This is a genomic window from Streptomyces recifensis, assembly GCF_002154615.1.
Lineage (GTDB): Bacteria > Actinomycetota > Actinomycetes > Streptomycetales > Streptomycetaceae > Streptomyces > Streptomyces griseoluteus.
The window spans coordinates 1-18,313 of the sequence record NZ_MUNH01000475.1; the positions used below are offsets into that span (position 1 = coordinate 1).

Here is an 18,313-nt window from a genome sequence, read left to right on the forward strand (position 1 = left end):
CCGCTACTCCGGCCGGAAGGTCGCCCTTCCGGCCGGAGTAGCGGCGGTACAGGCTGTGCGCCCGACTGCTGGCCATGGGATCGCTCCGTTCTCCCCGTGTTTCCGGGGAAGAGAACGGTATTGCGCGTACCCCTCCCCAACCGGCTCACCCGCGGGTGCGGATTCTTTCTCGTCCTCGTGGGGCGACCGGACCCGTGCATTCCTGACTCGCCAGGCGCAGGCGCGGAGCAACGCGGGTCGCCACCCTGGACAGTGCTCGAGATTGCGCAGGCGCACCGGGAGGAGTTCCTCATGGCCAAGGCAGTGGGCATCGACCTGGGTACCACCAACTCGGTGATCGCCGTGTGGGAGGGCGGCGAGCCGATCGTCGTGCCCAACAGCGAGGGCAACCGCACGACGCCGTCCGTGGTGGCCTTCACCGACACCGGTGAACGCCTGGTGGGCCAGCTGGCCCGGCGCCAGGCGATCCTCAACCCGAAGGGCACCATCTACTCGGCCAAGCGGTTCATCGGCCGGCACTTCGACGAGGTCGCCGACGAGGCCAAGGCCGTCGCCTACGACGTCGTTCCGGGCGAGAACGGCGAGGCCCGCTTCAAGGTGCGCGACAAGCTGTACGCGCCTGAGGAGATCAGCGCACAAGTGCTGCGCAAACTCGCCGACGACGCCTCCAAGCAGCTGGGGGAGCGGGTCACGGAGGCCGTCATCACCGTGCCCGCCTACTTCAACGACGCCCAGCGCACCGCGACCCGCGACGCCGGCCGGATAGCGGGCCTGGAAGTGCTGCGGATCATCAACGAGCCGACGGCCGCCGCCGTCGCCTACGGCATGGACAAGAAGGAGCACGAGACGGTGCTCGTCTTCGACCTGGGCGGCGGCACGTTCGACGTGAGCATCCTCGACGTCGGCGACGGCGTGGTGGAGGTGCGTTCGACGGCGGGTGACAGCCATCTGGGCGGCGACGACTTCGACCGGCGTCTGGTGGACTACCTCGCGGACGACTTCCAGAAGGAGAACGGCATCGACCTGCGCAAGGACCCGCAGGCGCTGCAACGTCTGTTCGAGGCGGCGGAGAAGGCCAAGACCGAGCTCAGCTCCGTCACCCAGACCCAGGTGAGCCTGCCGTTCATCACCGCCGACGCCTCCGGGCCCAAACATCTCACCGACTCGATCATGCGGTCCACCTTCGAGCAGATCACCGCCGACCTGGTGGAGCGCTGCCTGGGGCCGGTCCAGCAGGCCATGGCCGACGCCAAGGTCGGCGAGAACGACATCGACGAGGTCATCCTCGTCGGCGGCTCCACCCGCATCCCCGCCGTCCAGGCACTGGTGCGACGGCTGACCGGCGGCAAGGACCCCAACATGAGCGTCAACCCCGACGAGGTCGTGGCGCTGGGCGCCGCGATCCAGGCCGGGGTCCTCAAGGGCGAGGTCAAGGATGTCCTGCTGCTCGACGTCACCCCGCTGTCGCTGGGCGTGGAGACGCGCGGCGGAGTGATGACGAAGATCGTCGATCGGAACACCACCATCCCGGTGCGCCGCAGCGAGACCTTCTCCACCGCCGAGGACAACCAGCCGGCCGTCGACGTGGTGGTCCTCCAGGGCGAGCGGGAGCGGGCCGCCGACAACCGGGTGCTGGGCCGGTTCCAGCTCACCGACATCCGGCCGGGGCCACGGGGCGAACCACAGGTCGACGTCACTTTCGACGTCGACGCCAACGGCATCCTCAACGTCAGCGCGCGGGACAAGGACACCGGCAAGGAACAGGGCATCACCATCAGCGAGAGCTCCAACCTCGACCGGAGCGAGGTCGACCGCATGGTCGAGGAGGCCGAGCGCAACCAGGGCCAGGACCAGGCCCTGCGCGAGGCCGTCGACGCCCGCAACGAACTGGACGCGATCGCCTACCAGGTCGAAAGGCGCCTGGCCGAACTGGGCGACGCCGCGCCCGCGCACGAGAAGGCCCGTGCCGAGATGCTGGTGGCCGAGGCCCGCGACGCGGTCAAGAACGAGGCCGGAGTGGACAAGGTCAGGCCGCTGATCTCCGAACTGCAGCAGATCCACGCCGGGCTCGCCGCCCACCGGACCGAGGCGGCGGCGAGTGGTCCGTCGGACACCACCGGGCCGGACGCCTCCGCGCAGGGCGGCCCCGGCGCCGACGAAGACGTGATCGACGCCGAGTTCGACAAGGGCTGAGGTACCCGCCATGCCGATCCCGCCCCAGGACCGATCGTCCGACCTGCCGCCCGAGGCCGCCGCACCGCCGCCGCAGGGCGACCTGCCCGAGCCCGGGCCCGCGCCGCCCGGCACGGAGACCGGACCGGGGCCGGACGCGGCCACCGGTCCGGCCGGGGCCGAGGACGAGTACGCGGCGGCGCTGAAAGAGGTCGAGGACCGCTGGCGGCGCGCCCTCGCCGACCTGGACAACCTGCGCAAGCGGCACGCCAGGGAACTGGACCGGGAGCGCGGGGCCGAGCGCGCCCGCACGGCCGCGGCCTTCCTCCCCGTCATCGACAACCTCGAACTGGCCCTGAGCCACGCGGCCTCTGACTCCGGGGCGATCGTCGAGGGGGTCCGCGCCGTGCGCGACCAGGCCGTGTCCATCCTCGAACGCCTCGGCTACGAGCGTCACGCCGAGACCGGCGTCCCGTTCGACCCCGCCCGGCACGAGGTCGTCGGCGTGGTCCAGGACACCGAGGCCGAACCGAACACCGTGACACAGGTGCTGCGCCCCGGCTACGGCGAGGCCGAGCGGCAGTTGAGGCCGGCCGCCGTGACCGTCGCCAAGCGGGAGTGAGCGGCCGTGGCACGCGACTTCTACGAGGTTCTCGGGGTCCCGCGCAACGCCGACAGGGACGAGATCCAGCAGGCGTACCGCAAACTGGCGCGCAAGTACCACCCCGACGTCAACAAGGACCCCGCGGCGGAGGAGCGGTTCAAGGAGGTCAACGAGGCATTCAGCGTCCTGTCCGACCCTGACCAGCGGGCCCGTTACGACCGCTTCGGCGAGGACTTCCGGAAGGTCCCCGAGGACTGGGAGGAGCGCGTCGGAGCCGGCGCAGGACCCGGTGGCGGCTTCCGCTGGTCCACCGGGGGCGGCCCCCGGGCCCAGTACGCCACGAGTGGCTTCGGCTCGGAGGGCGTCGACGTCGACGACCTGTTCAGCTCGTTCTTCGGCGGCGCCGGACGGATGCGGGTGCCGGGAGCGGATCAGGAGGCCGAACTGCCGCTCACCGTCGAGGAGGCCTACCGCGGAGGCCGCCGCACCGTCACCCTCACCGGGCCCTCCGGGCCGCGGCGCTACGAGGTGGAGGTGCCGCCCGGCGTCACCGACGGGCAGCGCATCCGGCTGGCGGGCGAGGGCGGCCGCGGCAGCGGCGACGGCCCGGCGGGCGACCTGTACCTGCGGGTGCGGATCCAGCCCCACCCCCTGTTCCGCCTCGACGGCCGGGACGTGTACGTGCAGCTTCCGGTCACCCCCTGGGAGGCCGCACTGGGCGCGACGGTCCCGGTGTCCACACCGAGCGGGGCGACGGCCAAGGTGACCGTGCCCGCCGGGTCCTCCAGCGGCCGGCGGCTGCGGCTGCGAGGCGAGGGCATGCCGGGACCGCGCGGCGCCGACGGCGACCTGTACGCCGAGCTCCGGATCATGGTGCCGCCCAAGCTCGGCGACAAGGAGCGCAAACTGTTCGAGGAGCTCGCCGCCGTCTCCTCGTTCGACCCCAGGAGGACACGATGAGCGACCGACCGGCACGCCAGACGTCTTCGCTGGCCGCTCCCGCACCGGCCCGCGTCCAGTACGCGATCGTGCCGGTGCCCAGGCTCTCCCTGCACACCGTGGCCCGCCGCGCCGGTGTCCATCCCGACCTCATCCGCCGGTTCGTCGCTCTCGGCCTGGTCGAGGCCGAGCGCGACGCCTCCGGACGGCTGGTGTTCGGACCCACGGCCCCGGCCGCCCTTGCCCGCGTCCAGCGGCTGCGCACCGGGCTGTGCCTCAACTACGCATCCATCGGCCTGGTGCTCGACCTGCTGGACCGCATCAGCCTGCTCGAAGCCGCCCTGCGCCGCGCCGGTACGAGGAGTGACATACCGCCATGGACATGAACCGTCTCACCCAGAAGTCCCAGGAAGCACTCCAGGAAGCCCAGTCGGTGGCCGTCGGCATGGGGCACACCGAAGTCGACGGGGAACACCTGCTGCTGGCTCTCCTCGATCAGGAGGACGGAATCGTCCCGCGGTTGCTGCAACAGTCCGGCACCGACCCGGAGGAACTGCGCACGGCCGTGCAGAGCGAACTGGCCCGGCGCCCGAAGGTCACCGGCCCCGGCGCGTCCCCCGGGCAGGTCTTCGTCACCCAGCGTCTGTCCCGCCTGCTGGACGCGGCCGAGCGGGAGGCCAAACGCCTCAAGGACGAGTACGTGTCGGTGGAGCACCTCCTGCTCGCCCTGGCCGAGGAGGGATCGGCGACCGCGGCCGGACGCCTGCTCAAGGAGCACGGCGTGACCCGGGAGTCGTTCCTGAGCGCGCTCACCCAGATCCGCGGCAACCAGCGAGTCACCTCCGCCAACCCCGAAGTCGCCTACGAGGCCTTGGAGAAGTACGGCCGCGACCTGGTTCTCGAGGCCCGGTCCGGGCGGCTGGACCCGGTCATCGGCCGTGACGCGGAGATCCGCCGCGTCACCCAGATCCTGAGCCGCAAGACCAAGAACAACCCCGTCCTGATCGGCGACCCCGGCGTCGGCAAGACCGCCATCGTCGAGGGCCTGGCCCAGCGCATCGTCCGCGGCGACGTCCCCGAGGGCCTGCGCGACAAGACCGTGTTCGCCCTCGACATGGGCTCCCTGGTCGCCGGCGCCAAGTACCGCGGGGAGTTCGAGGAACGCCTCAGGGCCGTGTTGTCCGAGGTGAAGGCCGCCCAGGGGCGCATCCTGCTCTTCGTCGACGAACTCCACACCGTCGTAGGAGCGGGCGCTGCCGAAGGGGCCATGGACGCGGGCAACATGCTCAAGCCGATGCTCGCCCGCGGCGAACTCCACATGATCGGCGCCACCACTCTCGACGAGTACCGCAAGTACATCGAGAAGGACGCCGCCCTCGAACGCCGCTTCCAGCAGGTGCTCGTCGACGAGCCGAGCGTGGAGGACACCATCTCCATCCTGCGCGGACTGCGGGAACGCCTCGAGGTCTTCCACGGTGTGAAGATCCAGGACACCGCGCTGGTCTCCGCGGCCACCCTCAGCCACCGCTACATCACCGACCGGTTCCTGCCCGACAAGGCCATCGACCTCGTCGACGAGGCGTGCGCCAGGCTGCGTACCGAGATCGACTCGATGCCCGCCGAACTCGACGAGATCACCCGACGGGTCACCCGCCTGGAGATCGAGGAGGCGGCCCTGTCCAAGGAGACCGATCCCGCCAGCAAGGCCCGCCTGGAGGAACTCCGCAAGGAACTGGCCGACCTGCGCAGCGAGGCCGACGCCAAACGCGCCCAGTGGGAGGCCGAACGGCAGGCCATCCGCCGCGTGCAGGAGCTCCGCCAGGAACTGGAGCAGGTCCGTCACGAGGCGGAGGAGGCCGAACGCGCCTACGATCTCAACCGCGCCGCCGAACTCCGCTACGGCCGCCTGCGGGACCTGGAGCGCCGGCTCGCCGCGGAGGAGGAGCAACTGGCCTCCAAGCAAGGGCAGAACCGGCTGCTGCGCGAGGTCGTCACCGAGGAGGAGATCGCCGAGATCGTCGCCGCCTGGACCGGCGTCCCCGTCGCCCGCCTCCAGGAGGGCGAGCGCGAGAAGCTGCTGCGCCTCGACGAGATCCTGCGCGAGCGCGTCATCGGCCAGGACGAGGCCGTCAAGCTCGTCGCCGACGCCATCATCCGCGCCCGGGCCGGCATCCGCGACCCGCGCCGCCCCATCGGATCGTTCATCTTCCTCGGCCCCACCGGCGTCGGGAAGACGGAGCTGGCCAAGACCCTCGCGGCGGCCCTGTTCGACTCCGAGGAGAACATCGTCCGCCTCGACATGAGTGAGTACCAGGAACGGCACACCGTCAGCCGGCTGATGGGCGCACCGCCCGGCTACGTCGGCTACGAGGAAGGCGGCCAGCTCACCGAGGCCGTGCGCCGCAAGCCCTACTCGGTCGTGCTGTTCGACGAGATCGAGAAGGCGCACACCGATGTCTTCAACACCCTGCTGCAGGTCCTCGACGACGGCCGCATCACCGACTCCCAGGGCCGCACCGTCGACTTCCGCAACACCGTGATCATCATGACGTCCAACATCGGCTCCGAGCACCTCCTCGACGGCGTCACCGCCGAGGGCGAGATCAAGCCGGACGCCCGCGCCCTGGTGATGGGCGAGCTGCGCGGGCACTTCCGCCCGGAGTTCCTCAACCGCGTCGACGACATCGTGCTGTTCAAGCCGCTCGGTGAGCGGCAGATCGAGCGGATCGTGGAGCTGCAGTTCGACGAGCTGCGCCGCCGGCTCGCCGAACGCCGCATCAACGTGGTACTCACCGAAGACGCACGGAAGCTGATCGCCCACCAGGGCTACGACCCGGTGTACGGGGCCCGGCCGCTGCGCCGCTACATCTCCCACGAGGTCGAGACGATGGTCGGGCGCGCCCTGCTGCGCGGTGACGTCCAGGACGGCGCGACGGTCCGCGTCGACGCCCAGCACGGAGAGCTGGTGGTCACCTACGACCAGCCCGAGGACGTGACGGGAGCGCGGGCGGCATGAGCACGGTGCGGGCGACGACCATCAGCTGTCCGCACTGCGGGCGCACCAACCGGGTGCCCGTGGCCGCGGAGGGCCGCCCCAGGTGCGGCCACTGCAAGCAGCCCCTGCCGTGGGTGGTGGACGCGGGTGACGACGACTTCACCGAGGTCGCCGAACGGGCCGACCTCCCTGTCGTGGTCGACCTGTGGGCCACCTGGTGCGGCCCGTGCCGGATGGTCAGCCCCGCGCTGGAGCAGGTGGCCACCGAACTCGCGGGACGGATCAAGCTCGTCAAGGTCGACGTCGACAAGAACCCGCGACTGGCGAGGCGCTTCGAGGTGCAGGCTGTGCCGACACTGCTCATCCTCGACAAGGGGGAGACCGTCGCCCGGCAGGCGGGAGCGGCCCCCGCCCCCGCGCTGCGCCAGTGGGTGGAACAGACGATCACGACCCGGGAAGGGTGATCCGTATGACCGTGCACGCAGACCCCCACCTCGCGCTTGTCCGGCCGGTCCAGCCACTGACCCCGCAAGGATGTCAGGAATGTCTGCTGACCGGCTCCCCGTGGGTCCACCTGAGGCTCTGCCTGACCTGCGGGCACGTCGGGTGCTGTGACTCCTCGCCGAACAGGCACGCGCGCAAGCACGCCGCTGCCGACGCCCACCCCATCGTGCAGTCGTTCGAGCCCGGCGAGGACTGGCGCTGGTGCTTCGTCCACGAGGCGTTCGCCTGATGTCCGCCGACCAGCCGCAGCCGGGCGGAGAGCCGGCGCCGCGGGAAACGGACGAGGCCGCCTTCTGGGAGAGCCCGGACATCTACGGCGCGTACCCGCGCCTCACGCAGGAGCAGATAGCACGTCTCGCGGAACACGGAGAGCGCCGGAGAACCTCGGCGAACGACGTGCTGATCCGGGAGGGCGAGCGCTGCGAGACGTTCATCGTCGTCCTCGAGGGCAGCGTCGCCGTCATCGAGGACTACGGCACGCCCGAGGAACACCTGCTGCGTGTGCACGGCCCCGGTCGCTTCATCGGCGAACTCGGGCTGCTGCACGACCAGGTGGCCTTCTACACCGCTGTCGTCAGGGAGCCGGGCGAGGTCCTGGTCGTCTCCCTCGACGAGTTGCGCCACCTGGTGTCCCAGGACTCCGCCCTCGCGGACGTCGTGCTGCGCGCCTGTCTGGGCCGTCGTGCGCTGCTCGTCGGGCAGGGCGCCGGCTTCCGCATCATCGGCTCGCGCTACTCACCCGACACCAGACGGCTGCGCGAGTTCGCCATCCGCAACCGTCTGCCGCACCGCTGGATCGACCTGGAGACCGACGAGGAGGCCGAGGAGCTGCTGCGGCGCTTCGGAGTCGGCCCGGAGGAGACACCCATCGTCATCTGGCGGGACACCACCCTGCTGCGCAACCCCAGCAACGCGGAACTGGCCCGGCTCATCGGCCTGCCGACCCTGCCTGACGGAGACCGTCACGGCGACGTCGTGATCGTCGGCTCCGGACCCGGCGGCCTCGCCGCCGCGGTGTACGCCGCCTCCGAGGGCCTGAGCACGACCGTCGTGGAGGCGATGGCCACCGGGGGCCAGGCCGGAACGTCGTCGCGCATCGAGAACCTGCTCGGCTTCCCCGCCGGCATCTCCGGCGCCGAACTCACCGAACGCGCCGTGCTCCAGGCCGACAAGTTCGGCGCCAGGATCAGCATCCCGGTCGAGGCGACCGGTCTCCACCGCAAGGACGAGGATCATTTCGTGGTGACGTTCGCCGACGGCAGCGAGGTCACCGCCCGTGCCGTCGTCCTGGCCACGGGTGCCCGTTACCGCCGGCTCAAGGTGCCCGGCATCGAACGCCTGGAGGGAACGAGCGTCCACTACTCGGCCACCGTCTACGAGGCCCAGCAGTGCGGTGCCGACCCGGTGGCCGTCGTCGGCGGGGGCAACTCGGCCGGCCAGGCGGTGCTGTTCCTCGCGGCGTACGCGCCGAAGGTGTACCTGTTGATCCGGGGGCCCAGCCTGGACGCCAACATGTCCCGCTACCTGGTCGACCAGGTCGAGCGGCACCCCCGGGTCGAGGTCATGCTGCACACGGAGGTCACCGAGGTCATCGGCGAGGAGGTGCTGGAGGAGCTCGACGTGGTCGACAACCGGACGGGCGAACACCGTCGGCTCGCGGCACGGGCTCTGTTCGTCTTCACCGGCGCCGAACCCCACACCCAGTGGCTGGCCGACAGCGTCGCCCTGGACTCCCGCGGCTTCGTCCTCACCGGGCCCGAGGCGCGGGAAGCCTGCGCCCAGCCCGAGGTGTGGCACGGCCTCGGGCGCTCGTGCATGACCCTGGAGACCAGCCTGCCCGGGGTCTTCGCGGTGGGGGACGTGCGCAGCGGCTCGGTGAAGCGGGTGGCTTCGGCGGCCGGCGAGGGCGCGATGTCCATCCACTTCGTGCACCGGCACCTGGGGCACTCGGCCGCGCCCGGCACGACGGGCTCGGAGGCGGCCGTGGGCGAAACGGACGCCAACCCGCAGACGCGTCACAAGGAGTCCCCGTGGCTCGCGTGACCGCATCGGACCGGCGGAGTCCGGCCTGCTGACGGAGGTTCGTCACGCCGGACACGCCGCCGTCCCTGACGCTCGAGGTCGACGTCGGCTCACAGACCGGGATCATCGAACTGGCCGAGGTCGAACTGGTCGAGAAGGAAGTCGACCGGTGCGGGGCCCGAGGCGGCGGATCCGCCGTCGTGAAGAAGCTGCTCCGTCCAGATGACCTTGCCGCGGGTCGTGTACCGCGTTCCCCAGCGCTGCGCGAACTGCGACACCAGAAAGAGCCCCCGCCCGCCTTCGTCCGTGGCCGCCGCCCGCCGAAGGCGCGGCGAGGTACCGCTGCCGTCCGAGACCTCGCAGATCAGACAGCGTCCGTGCAACAGCCGCACGCCGACCGGTGGCGAGCCGTACCGGATCGCGTTCGTGACCAACTCGCTGACGATCAGCTCCGTGGCGAATCCGAAATCCTCCAGCCCCCACTCCAGCAACGTCTCCCTGCAGCGCGCCCGCACCGAGGGCACCAACGCCGGATCGGGCGGCACCTCCCACTCGGCCACGCGCGAGGGCGGGAACATCCTGGTACGTGCCGTCAGCAGCGCGATGTCGTCGGAGGGGCGTGACGGCTTCAGCGCGTCGATCACCGCCTGACACGTCTCCTCCGGAGTGCGTTCCCCGGACCCGGCCAGAGCCCGGCGCAGCCTCTCCATCCCGACGTCGAAGTCGTGGGCGCGGTTCTCCACCAGGCCGTCGGTGTACAGCACCAGTTGTGAACCCTCCGGCAGGGACACCTCGACGCTCTCGAAGGGGTAGCCGCCCAGACCGAGGGGGGCCGAGACCGGCACACCAAGGCAGGCGACCGTCCCGTCCGGGCGCACCACCACCGGTTCCGGGTGTCCCGCACGGGCCGTCGTGCAGGTCCCCGCCACCGGGTCGTACACCGCGTACAGGCAGGTCGCTCCGGTCACCGCCTCCCCTTCCTGGCCCTCGACGGCATCCCCGCTGTTCTTCTCGTTGTCCATGCGCACGACCAGGTCGTTCAGGTTCCCGAGCACCTCGTCCACGGGCAGGTCCAGGGTGGAGAAGTTGAGCACCGCGGTGCGCAGCCGCCCCATCGTCGCGGCCGCGTGCAGCCCGTGACCGACGACGTCACCCATCACCAGGGCCACACGCGCGCCCGGAAGCGGGATGACGTCGAACCAGTCCCCGCCCACCCCCGCCGCCGAGGGCAGATACCGCCAGGCCACCTCCAGCGCGTCCTGCTCCGGCTGTCCGCGCGGCAGCAGACTGCGCTGCAGCGCCACCGCCATCGCGTGCTCCCGGGTGAACCGACGGGCGTTGTCGATGGCTACCGCCGCCCGGACGGCCAGTTCCTCCGCGAAGGCGAGATCCTCCGGTCCGAACGGTGGGGAGTCCGCCGTCCGGTAGAAGCTGGCCACGCCCAGCGGTACGTTCCGCGCCCGCAGTGGCACGGCCACCAGCGACCGCAGCCCGCCCTCCAGGGCCTTCCGGGCGCGCTCCGGGTCCTGTTCCTGCCAGCCGTCCGACCGGCGCAGGTCCGCCTCCAGCATCCCCCGCCCCTCCTGCAGCGTCCGCATCTGCGGGGTGCGGGGCGAGAACGCGATCATCTCGTCCAGCGGATACAGCGGCATCGTCCGCTGTTCGCCGCCGATCGCCGCCCGGCGCAGATGCCGCCAGCCCTCCGCCGTCGGCTCCCACCCCCGCAGCACCGCGTCGAGCAGGTCCACCGTCACGAGGTCGGCGAACTGCGGCGCCGCCACGTCGGCCAGCTCCTGGGCCGTACGTCTCACATCCAGCGTCGTCCCGATCCGCACCCCGGCCTCGTACAGCAGCCTCAGCCGCTCCCGAGCGACCTCGGCCCGACCCGAGATCTCCGCCAGCTCCGTGGTGTCCCGGAGCGTCACCACGCTGCCACCCCGGTCACCCTGCGGGTACGTCGGCCGTTTGTTCACCGCCAGCAGTCGGTCCCCCGCGCGGCGCACCTCGTCGGTGACCTCCTCCCGCGACGACAGCAGGCTCAGGACCGGCTCCGACAGTCCCAACTCCCCGATCGAGCGCCCCCGCACGTCAGCCGGCAGCCCGAGCAGCCGCGTCGCCTCGTCGTTCGCCAACAGCAGCCGTCCGTCGGCGTCGGTGATCAGCACCCCTTCCCGCACCGCGTGCAGGACCGCGTCGTGGTGCTCGTACAACTGAGCCAGTTCCACCGGAGCCAGGCCGTAGGTCTGCCGTCGCAGCCGCCGGGACACCAGCGTCATTCCCGTCATGGCCAGCGCCAGCGCGACCGTGCCGCCGGCCAGGATGATCGGCAGTTGCGGCAGCCACAGCCCCGCCGCGTTCCTGACCGTGATGCCGGCGGACACCAGGCCGACCACCTTGCCGCGCGAGTCGGTCACCGGGACCACCGCCTGCACGGCCGTCCCCCGGCCCGCGGGCACAGGCGGCCCACCGGCCTGCTCGATGACGGTACGGCCCTTCAGTGCCGGTGCTATGGAGCCGACGAACTTCTTCCCGATCTCCTGCGGATAGGGGTACGTGTAACGAACCCCCTTCGTGCTCAGGACGACGACGAAATCCATGCCTGTGCGCTTGCGCGCCGCCTCGGCCCACGGCTGGAGCACCGCTGAGGGGTCCCGGCTCCGCAGTGCCGCGGCCACGCCAGGGGCACTCGCGAACGACTGGGCCGCGATGACCGACTCCCGTCGCCCCTGCTGCAGAGCGTCATTCGCCGCCTGGAGCGCCATGCCCACCACCGCGGCCACCACCAGCAGGACCACGATGACGACCTGGAGGAGGAACACCTGACCGGCCGCACTGCGCAGGTCCAGCCGGGAAGCGCGACCTTTGCGCGGGCGTCCGACGGGCGGATGACGTTCCGGGCTCGGAGGGCGTCCGGAGAATGCCTCCATACACCCTTGATAACACCACTGTGGGCAAGCCGACGCCGATCGCATCCGCGCGCGGCTGCCGCTCGCAGCAGCCGACGGCGTCGGTGCGGGAAGGAGCGAGCTGACCGGCGGCAAGGCGTCCCGCGGCAGCCGTACTCACCCCGCTTCGGGATCTCGCAGAGCCGCTCGACGTGACCGGGCAGGCTGCGGGAGGTGTCGTTCTGCTTCGACGACCGGTTGTGCTGGGCGGAGGAGCCGCCCGCGCTGTTGCCGTTGGCCGGCTGCGTGGTCGCGGTGGACCGGGCAGCCGTCGCGGGCCACGCCGTGCTCATGACGGCAAGAAGCACGGCGCTGATCAGCAAGGTGGTGGTGCGAAGACTCATCAGCCTCTTGTGAGGCCATCGTTGCTGGCAATGCGGTCCCACAAGACGAGGCGTGCCGGGGGTCCAGCGAACGCGGCAGTGCAGCACAGGCGTGTGGAACTCGCCCAGCGCACGGCTGACGGCTCGGCCCTGCAGAGCCGACTGGCGGGGCAGCCCCCGCTGCATTCGCCGATTCGGCAGTCATTGTCAAGGCGCGAATCTTGTCCGGTTAGTCACACTTATGTGTGCCTAGATTGTGACAAGTCGGTTGATTGACATGACGCTTGCATGGTCAATAAATTGACTCTTATGTTCGTTGAAGATTCTACTACCGACTCGACTGCGGTCATCGAAACGCGGTTGACGCACAATGTGCACCGGCTGGCCTCCTCCCTTCTCGCGGAGGCAGCCCTCCGCGAGGCGGTCCCGCTTCCTGCACTCGAGCAGCTTCGGGACTTCCTCGTGGCCAACCTGCACCACCACCACGAGAGCGAGGACGACGATCTGTGGCCGCAGATCACCGCCGTCGCGCCGGAAGCGGCTCAGGCCCTCGAAGAGCTGAGTGGTGAACACCAGCAGCTGGACGAGGCGCTGGACCTCTTGGCGAGCGTCCCCACCACCGCCGGTGATCTCGATGTGGAGGCCGTCCGGCGTCTCCTACACGACGCGGCCAGTGCCGTGCGCGACGTGGTCCACGCTCACCTGAGCCACGAGGAGCCCGTCCTCTTTCCGGCCTTGCGCGCTCATGTCACCGCCGCGGCGTGGGCGGACTTCGCTCAGCGGGTCGTCGCCACGACACCGCCTGTCGCCGGACACCTGATGGTCGGTTTCCTCGATGAAGCCGGCACCCCGGAGGAGGTCACGCTGGTGCTCTCCGGTCTCCCTGAGGCGCTGCACCCGTTGCTGCCTGCCATGCGCGCGCAGGCGAGCGAGGACTTGCGCGTTCTGCGCAACGGTGCGTGACCATTCCGGCGTTGGGGGCCACGGTCGCGGCAGGGGGGGGCGTCCATCGCGGTTCACCGGTGCCGCGTCCGCACGCCGTTCCGTGATCAGTCCTGCAGCTGGCCGGCGATGGCGGTGGCCGCCATCTCCCTCGCCTGAACGATCGGCTTCACCGATCGGCTGAACTGGGATCTCCGAAGCCCCCCGTCATGCAGCAACAGCAACTGCTCGGCTGTCTGCGCCGGCCGGCGCGCCCCCAGGGCGACCAGATCCCGGACCCATACCGCGAGGAGCCACTTGCGGTGGCGCTCGATCACGGCATGGACGGGGTGGTCGACCTGGGGAAACTCCGTCACCGCGTTGCCGTAGGAGCACCCGCGGAAACCTTTGTCGGGGGCGGTGCGGGCGTCAAGATCGAAAACCGCCAGAATCCTGGCGACCGGGTCGGGCTCGTCCTGGACCGCACGCTGAAGAGCGGCGCGGTCCTCTTCATGGCATTGCTCCATATAGGCGACGATCAAGGCGTCTTTCGATCCGTAGGTCTGGTAGAGACTCGCCCGCGCCGTCCCCGCCTCGGCGAGGATCCGGTCAACGCCCACTGCCCGTATGCCCTCCCTGGAGAAGAGCTCGGAAGCGGCTCGGAGCAACCGCTCCGCCGGTAGTCGTCGGGTGTTCATGGAGGACATACCGCCCATTCTAATAGACTGACCGTTCTATCTGATACTTTGGACGGCAGCTTGCCATGCTTTGTCCAGAAACCTCCCGAGTGACATGCCCGGTAGGTGACCAGCGGCCTTACGGAGCAGCAATGACCGACAACACCGAACGCTTCGATCTTCTTGTCGTGGGCGGCGGAAAGGCGGGCAAGACGCTCGCCATGGACGCCGCCCGAAGCGGCAAATCGGTTGCCATGGTCGAGCGGGAAATGATCGGCGGATCCTGTATCAACGTGGCGTGCATCCCCACCAAGGCCCTGGTGAGCAGCGCCCGCACGCTGAGGTCCCTGCGCAACGCCGGGGAGCTCGGTGTGCAGGTCGATGCCTCGCACGTCACTTCCAGGAGTCTCCTGGAGCACAAGAACGGTGTGGTCCAAGGCATGGTCGCCATCAACCACAAGCAGTTCCTGGCCTCTGGCATGGACCTGGTGATCGGCCAAGCGCGCTTCATCGCTCCTGGCGCCGTGGAGGTGGCGCTCGGCGGCGGCGGTACCCGTACCCTCAGTGGCACGCAGACCGTGATCAACACCGGCACACGTCCGTTCGTCCCGTCGATTCCCGGACTGGCGGACAGCGGCTACCTGACCAGCGACTCGCTGCTCGAGCTGGAACGTCTGCCGCAGCGCCTGGTCATCATCGGCGGCGGAACCGTCGGGCTCGAATTCGCCCAGATGTTCGCCACTTTCGGTACGAACGTGACGCTGGTGGAGTCGGGCCCCCGCCTGCTTCCCCGCGAGGACGAGGACATTGCCCAGGCTGTGGCCGACTTCCTGAAGCGCGACGGCATCCACGTCCTGACCGGTATTTCGGTCACCGAAGTCCGTCGAAATGACGCAGAGGTGCAGATCACCCTGAGTGACGGTACCTCGCTCGAAACAGATGACGTTCTGGTGGCCACGGGCCGCGCCCCCGCCACACCCGACCTCGATCTCGCCGCGGCGGGTGTCGAGGTGGACGGCAAGGGCTACGTCGTGACGGACGAACGACTGGCCACTTCCGCCCCGGGGATCTGGGCTGCCGGGGACGTGGCCGGGAGCCCTCAGTTCACCCACGTCTCGCTCGACGACTACCGGATCCTCAGGGAGAACCTCGCGGGTGGCTCCCGCAGCACCAAGGATCGGCTCATCCCCTACACGATCTTCCTGACACCGGAACTCGCGCGTGTGGGTCTCACGGAGGAGCAGGCGCGAGCCGCTGGGTACGACGTCCGCATCGCCGAGCTTCCCGTCACCGCAATCCCTCGCGCTCGCACCATGCGAGAGACGGACGGTCTGTGGAAGGCGGTCATCGACGGGCCCACGGGCCGCATTCTGGGGGTCTCTCTGCTCGGACACGAGGCTGGGGAAGCCTTGACCACCGTGCAGACGGCCATGCTGGCCGACATGCCCTACACCGCTCTCCGCGACATGATCATCGCCCACCCGACCATGACCGAGGGACTCAATCTCTTGTTCGGTGCGGTGCAGGAGTGAGCCCTGTTCGGCCTGCCGGCCGGGTGCTTCAGGAAGTTACGCCCTGTCGCAGCTCAGGCAACAGGACCGGCACGAAAACCCCGTCTATGGGTCGCTTTCGCGTCGTCAGAGCCCTGATCCACACCCGGCGTGGCCGGCCAGGGCGGGCCGTAGGTTGCCTGCTGGCGTAATTGCGCCGACGGCCACACGAGGCTCATCTGTTGTTCACACCGCTGGTCAAGAGTTCGGCGCGATCCCCCTGCCGCCCCCCCCCTCTGCTGAGGACCACCATGTGCCTTGGCGGCCGCTGTGAACATCGGGCGGACGTGCCGCCTCTGGAGGCGGTAACCCCGGTTGAGCCCCGCGCTGCCATCGACCGCCGTCGCCTTCTTCGGGGCGGAGCTGCCGGGGCCGCCGCCCTGACGCTCGCCCCTGTGTCGTTCGCCCGTGGCGCCGACGGCGGGCCGACCGGCGGCGTACCGAGCGCCGGCGCGGAAACCCGGCTCATCAGCGGCCATTTGGAGACGGGGGTCGCCGACTTCGTTTACCTGCCTGTGGAGGTTCCACACGGAGTCAGGAAGATCGCCGTGTCGTACGCGTACGACAAGCCGGCCGTGCCGAAGGGGACGCCTGGAAACGCCTGCGACATCAGGATCTTCGACGAGCGGGGGATCGGCCTCGGCGGAAGCGGCTTCGGCGGCTGGTCCGGTGGTTCCCTAACCTCCTTCGAGATCGCCAACGAGGCGGCCACTCCCGGATACCTGCCCGGACCGGTGAAGCACGGCACCTGGCACGTGGTGCTCGGTCCTTACCAGGTTGCCCCGCAGGGCCTGAACTACCGCGTCGAGGTCGAGCTGACCTACGGCGTGGACGGCCCGGCCGCCCAGCGTCACTACCCACCGCGCCGCGCCAGGGGACGTGGCCGGTCCTGGTACAGGGGCGACTGCCATCTGCACACCGTCCACTCCGACGGGAAGCGGCAGCCCGCCGAGGTGGCGGCGGGGGCGCGCGCGGCCGGACTGGACTTCATGGTCTCCACCGACCACAACACCTCCGCCTCGCACGGTGCGTGGGGCGAGTACGCGGGCAGTGACCTCCTGATCATCACCGGTGAGGAGGTCACCACCCGCAACGGCCACTGGCTGGCCCTGGGCCTGCCACCCGGCGACTGGGTCGACTGGCGTTACCGCGCTCGCGATGACGCCTTCCCGCGGTTCGCGCGGCAGGTGCGGCGGGGCGGCGGCATCGTGGTGCCCGCCCATATGTACTGCGCTTACGTAGCCAGCCAGTGGAAGTTCGGCTTCGACGATGCGGACGCCACCGAGGTATGGACCGGACCGTGGACGTATGACGACGAGCACGCTGTCAGTACGTGGGACCAGAAGATCGGCGAGGCGCTCCGTTCCGGCGGCACGTGGATCCCCGCCATGGGCAACAGCGACGCCCACAGCGAACCGCAGGCCGTCGGACTGCCGCACAACGTCGTGCTCGCGGACGACCTGAGCACCGAGGCCGTCATGGACGGCCTCCGGGCGGGACGGAGTTGGATCGCGGAGTCCTCGGCCGTCCAGCTGACCTTCACCGCGAGCGGGCACGCCCGCCAGGCAGGGATCGGGGAGGAGCTGGAAGTGCCCGCCGTCGCCCCCGTGGACATCCGGCTGGACGTGAAGGGTGTGCCGAACGGCACGGTCCGGTTCATTACGGATGAGGGCCAGATGCACCAGGAGTCGCTGACCGCGGACGGTGCGGGCTCGGTGGTGTGGCGGACGACCGCCTCCCTTGCCTCCTATGTCCGCGCCGAGGTGCGGCACCCCATGCCGGACGGAACACCGGGACAGGGCAACACCATGGGAGACGCGCTGCTGTTCGGCCCCATGGCCGCGCTGACCAACCCGCTCTTCTTGAAGGCGTCCGGGCGCTGAGCCCTGAGGCGGGATGGTGGGGCGGAGGGCGCCCGCTCCACCACCCTCGCTCACCGCACATGACGCGGCAGAGACAGCTCCACAACAAGGTGAGTGGTATAACATTCAACTAAATGGGACCGCCTGGTCCACTGCCGACTTCCTGGAGGGCCGGTCATGGCCTCACTCGACGTTCACCGCGCAGCCGAGCGCTTTCACACGCGGGCCGGATGGCTCGACTCGCGGCACTGCTTCTCGTTCTCCCGTCACTGGGACCCGAAGAACACGCACTTCGGTCTGCTGCTGGTCTCCAACGACGATGTCGTCGCGCCCGGTACGGGATTCGACACCCACCCCCACCGCGACATGGAGATCATCACCTGGGTGCTGGAGGGCGGCCTCGTCCACCAGGACTCGGAGGGTCACAACGGCGTGATCTACCCGGGTCTGGCGCAGCGCATGAGCGCCGGTACCGGCATCCTGCACAGTGAGAAGAACGACTCCTGGAACCTGACGGGTGAGCCGGCCCACAACAAGCCTGTGCACTTCATTCAGATGTGGGCCCTTCCGGATGAAGCCGGCCTGAAGCCTGGCTATGAGCAGGCCGACATCAGTGACGAACTGGCGCGCGGCGACTGGGCCGTCCTGGCCTCCGGCATGCCGCGCCACGCGCAGGAGCGAGCCATCGGCATCCGCCAGCGGGACGCCGCCCTGCACGTCGCCCGGATGCAGCCTGGACAGACCCTGTCGATCGCCGACGCGCCCTTCGCGCACCTCTACTTCGCCCGAGGCGGCGCGG

The 18,313-nt window shown here is 70.0% G+C and carries 15 protein-coding genes; 13 read left to right on the top strand and 2 right to left on the bottom strand.

Annotation, left to right across the window (positions count from 1 at the left end; all coding sequences use genetic code 11):
- Positions 1-291 precede the first annotated feature (291 nt).
- The 8 genes from dnaK to CCN33_RS23250 are packed head-to-tail and all read left to right on the top strand — an operon-like array spanning position 292 to position 9,257.
- On the top strand, positions 292-2,193 hold the full coding sequence (gene dnaK / locus CCN33_RS23215; protein ID WP_086695464.1) for a molecular chaperone DnaK: 1,902 nt from the start codon (positions 292-294) through the stop codon (positions 2,191-2,193).
- Positions 2,194-2,203: 10 nt separating this feature from the next.
- Positions 2,204-2,794 (top strand): nucleotide exchange factor GrpE, encoded by a 591-nt coding sequence (locus CCN33_RS23220; RefSeq protein WP_086695452.1) that lies wholly within the window; start codon positions 2,204-2,206, stop codon positions 2,792-2,794.
- 6 nt (positions 2,795-2,800) lie between these two features.
- Positions 2,801-3,736 carry a DnaJ C-terminal domain-containing protein gene (locus CCN33_RS23225; protein ID WP_086695453.1) on the top strand — a complete coding sequence of 312 codons (936 nt, stop codon included), beginning with the start codon at positions 2,801-2,803 and terminating at the stop codon, positions 3,734-3,736.
- Positions 3,733-4,101 carry a chaperone modulator CbpM gene (locus tag CCN33_RS23230; RefSeq protein ID WP_208621858.1) on the top strand — a complete coding sequence of 123 codons (369 nt, stop codon included), beginning with the start codon at positions 3,733-3,735 and terminating at the stop codon, positions 4,099-4,101. The genes CCN33_RS23225 and CCN33_RS23230 overlap by 4 nt, the downstream gene beginning before the upstream one ends.
- On the top strand, positions 4,092-6,731 hold the full coding sequence (gene clpB / locus CCN33_RS23235; RefSeq protein ID WP_086695454.1) for an ATP-dependent chaperone ClpB: 2,640 nt from the start codon (positions 4,092-4,094) through the stop codon (positions 6,729-6,731). Before CCN33_RS23230 ends, clpB begins: the two co-directional genes overlap by 10 nt.
- A complete protein-coding gene (gene trxA / locus CCN33_RS23240) occupies positions 6,728-7,174 on the top strand; it encodes a thioredoxin (protein WP_086695455.1) in 447 nt (148 codons plus the stop codon). The genes clpB and trxA overlap by 4 nt, the downstream gene beginning before the upstream one ends.
- A 5-nt stretch (positions 7,175-7,179) precedes the next feature.
- Positions 7,180-7,443, top strand: a complete 264-nt coding sequence (locus CCN33_RS23245) for a UBP-type zinc finger domain-containing protein (protein ID WP_086695456.1) — start codon at positions 7,180-7,182, stop codon at positions 7,441-7,443.
- Complete coding sequence (locus CCN33_RS23250) at positions 7,443-9,257, top strand: FAD-dependent oxidoreductase (protein WP_086695457.1); 1,815 nt, start codon at positions 7,443-7,445, stop codon at positions 9,255-9,257. The genes CCN33_RS23245 and CCN33_RS23250 overlap by 1 nt, the downstream gene beginning before the upstream one ends.
- 89 nt (positions 9,258-9,346) lie before the next feature.
- On the opposite strand, the gene CCN33_RS23255 is transcribed toward CCN33_RS23250, so the two are convergent.
- Positions 9,347-12,163: a SpoIIE family protein phosphatase gene (locus CCN33_RS23255; protein ID WP_086695458.1), complete on the bottom strand. Its 2,817-nt coding sequence runs from the start codon at positions 12,161-12,163 to the stop codon at positions 9,347-9,349.
- A 192-nt stretch (positions 12,164-12,355) separates the two neighbouring features.
- Between CCN33_RS23255 and CCN33_RS23260 the strand changes: the two genes are divergently transcribed.
- Positions 12,356-12,538 (top strand): hypothetical protein, encoded by a 183-nt coding sequence (locus tag CCN33_RS23260; protein WP_086695459.1) that lies wholly within the window; start codon positions 12,356-12,358, stop codon positions 12,536-12,538.
- Positions 12,539-12,813: 275 nt separating this feature from the next.
- On the top strand, positions 12,814-13,467 hold the full coding sequence (locus CCN33_RS23265; RefSeq protein ID WP_086695460.1) for a hemerythrin domain-containing protein: 654 nt from the start codon (positions 12,814-12,816) through the stop codon (positions 13,465-13,467).
- An 86-nt stretch (positions 13,468-13,553) separates the two neighbouring features.
- Here the strand turns inward: CCN33_RS23265 and CCN33_RS23270 are convergent, their stop codons facing one another.
- Positions 13,554-14,132 (bottom strand): TetR/AcrR family transcriptional regulator, encoded by a 579-nt coding sequence (locus tag CCN33_RS23270; protein WP_208621860.1) that lies wholly within the window; start codon positions 14,130-14,132, stop codon positions 13,554-13,556.
- Positions 14,133-14,254: 122 nt separating this feature from the next.
- Here CCN33_RS23270 and CCN33_RS23275 point away from each other — a divergent pair, with 122 nt between their 5' ends.
- The 3 genes from CCN33_RS23275 to CCN33_RS23285 all read left to right on the top strand — a co-directional run.
- Positions 14,255-15,634, top strand: coding sequence for a dihydrolipoyl dehydrogenase family protein (locus CCN33_RS23275; protein WP_086695462.1), 1,380 nt, complete (start codon positions 14,255-14,257; stop codon positions 15,632-15,634).
- Positions 15,635-15,984: 350 nt separating this feature from the next.
- A complete protein-coding gene (locus CCN33_RS23280; protein WP_086695466.1) occupies positions 15,985-17,535 on the top strand; it encodes a CehA/McbA family metallohydrolase in 1,551 nt (516 codons plus the stop codon).
- Positions 17,536-17,691: 156 nt separating this feature from the next.
- A partial coding sequence (locus CCN33_RS23285) for a pirin family protein (protein WP_086695463.1) occupies positions 17,692-18,313 on the top strand: 622 nt, incomplete at its 3' end.

Coding starts and splice junctions, on each gene's coding strand:
- CCN33_RS23255 (WP_086695458.1), bottom strand. CDS start 12,163: ATGGAGGCATTCTCCGGACGCCCTCCGAGCCCGGAACGTCATCCGCCC.
- trxA (WP_086695455.1), top strand. CDS start 6,728: ATGAGCACGGTGCGGGCGACGACCATCAGCTGTCCGCACTGCGGGCGC.
- CCN33_RS23220 (WP_086695452.1), top strand. CDS start 2,204: ATGCCGATCCCGCCCCAGGACCGATCGTCCGACCTGCCGCCCGAGGCC.
- CCN33_RS23275 (WP_086695462.1), top strand. CDS start 14,255: ATGACCGACAACACCGAACGCTTCGATCTTCTTGTCGTGGGCGGCGGA.
- dnaK (WP_086695464.1), top strand. CDS start 292: ATGGCCAAGGCAGTGGGCATCGACCTGGGTACCACCAACTCGGTGATC.
- CCN33_RS23265 (WP_086695460.1), top strand. CDS start 12,814: ATGTTCGTTGAAGATTCTACTACCGACTCGACTGCGGTCATCGAAACG.
- clpB (WP_086695454.1), top strand. CDS start 4,092: ATGGACATGAACCGTCTCACCCAGAAGTCCCAGGAAGCACTCCAGGAA.
- CCN33_RS23250 (WP_086695457.1), top strand. CDS start 7,443: ATGTCCGCCGACCAGCCGCAGCCGGGCGGAGAGCCGGCGCCGCGGGAA.
- CCN33_RS23270 (WP_208621860.1), bottom strand. CDS start 14,132: ATGTCCTCCATGAACACCCGACGACTACCGGCGGAGCGGTTGCTCCGA.
- CCN33_RS23245 (WP_086695456.1), top strand. CDS start 7,180: ATGACCGTGCACGCAGACCCCCACCTCGCGCTTGTCCGGCCGGTCCAG.
- CCN33_RS23230 (WP_208621858.1), top strand. CDS start 3,733: ATGAGCGACCGACCGGCACGCCAGACGTCTTCGCTGGCCGCTCCCGCA.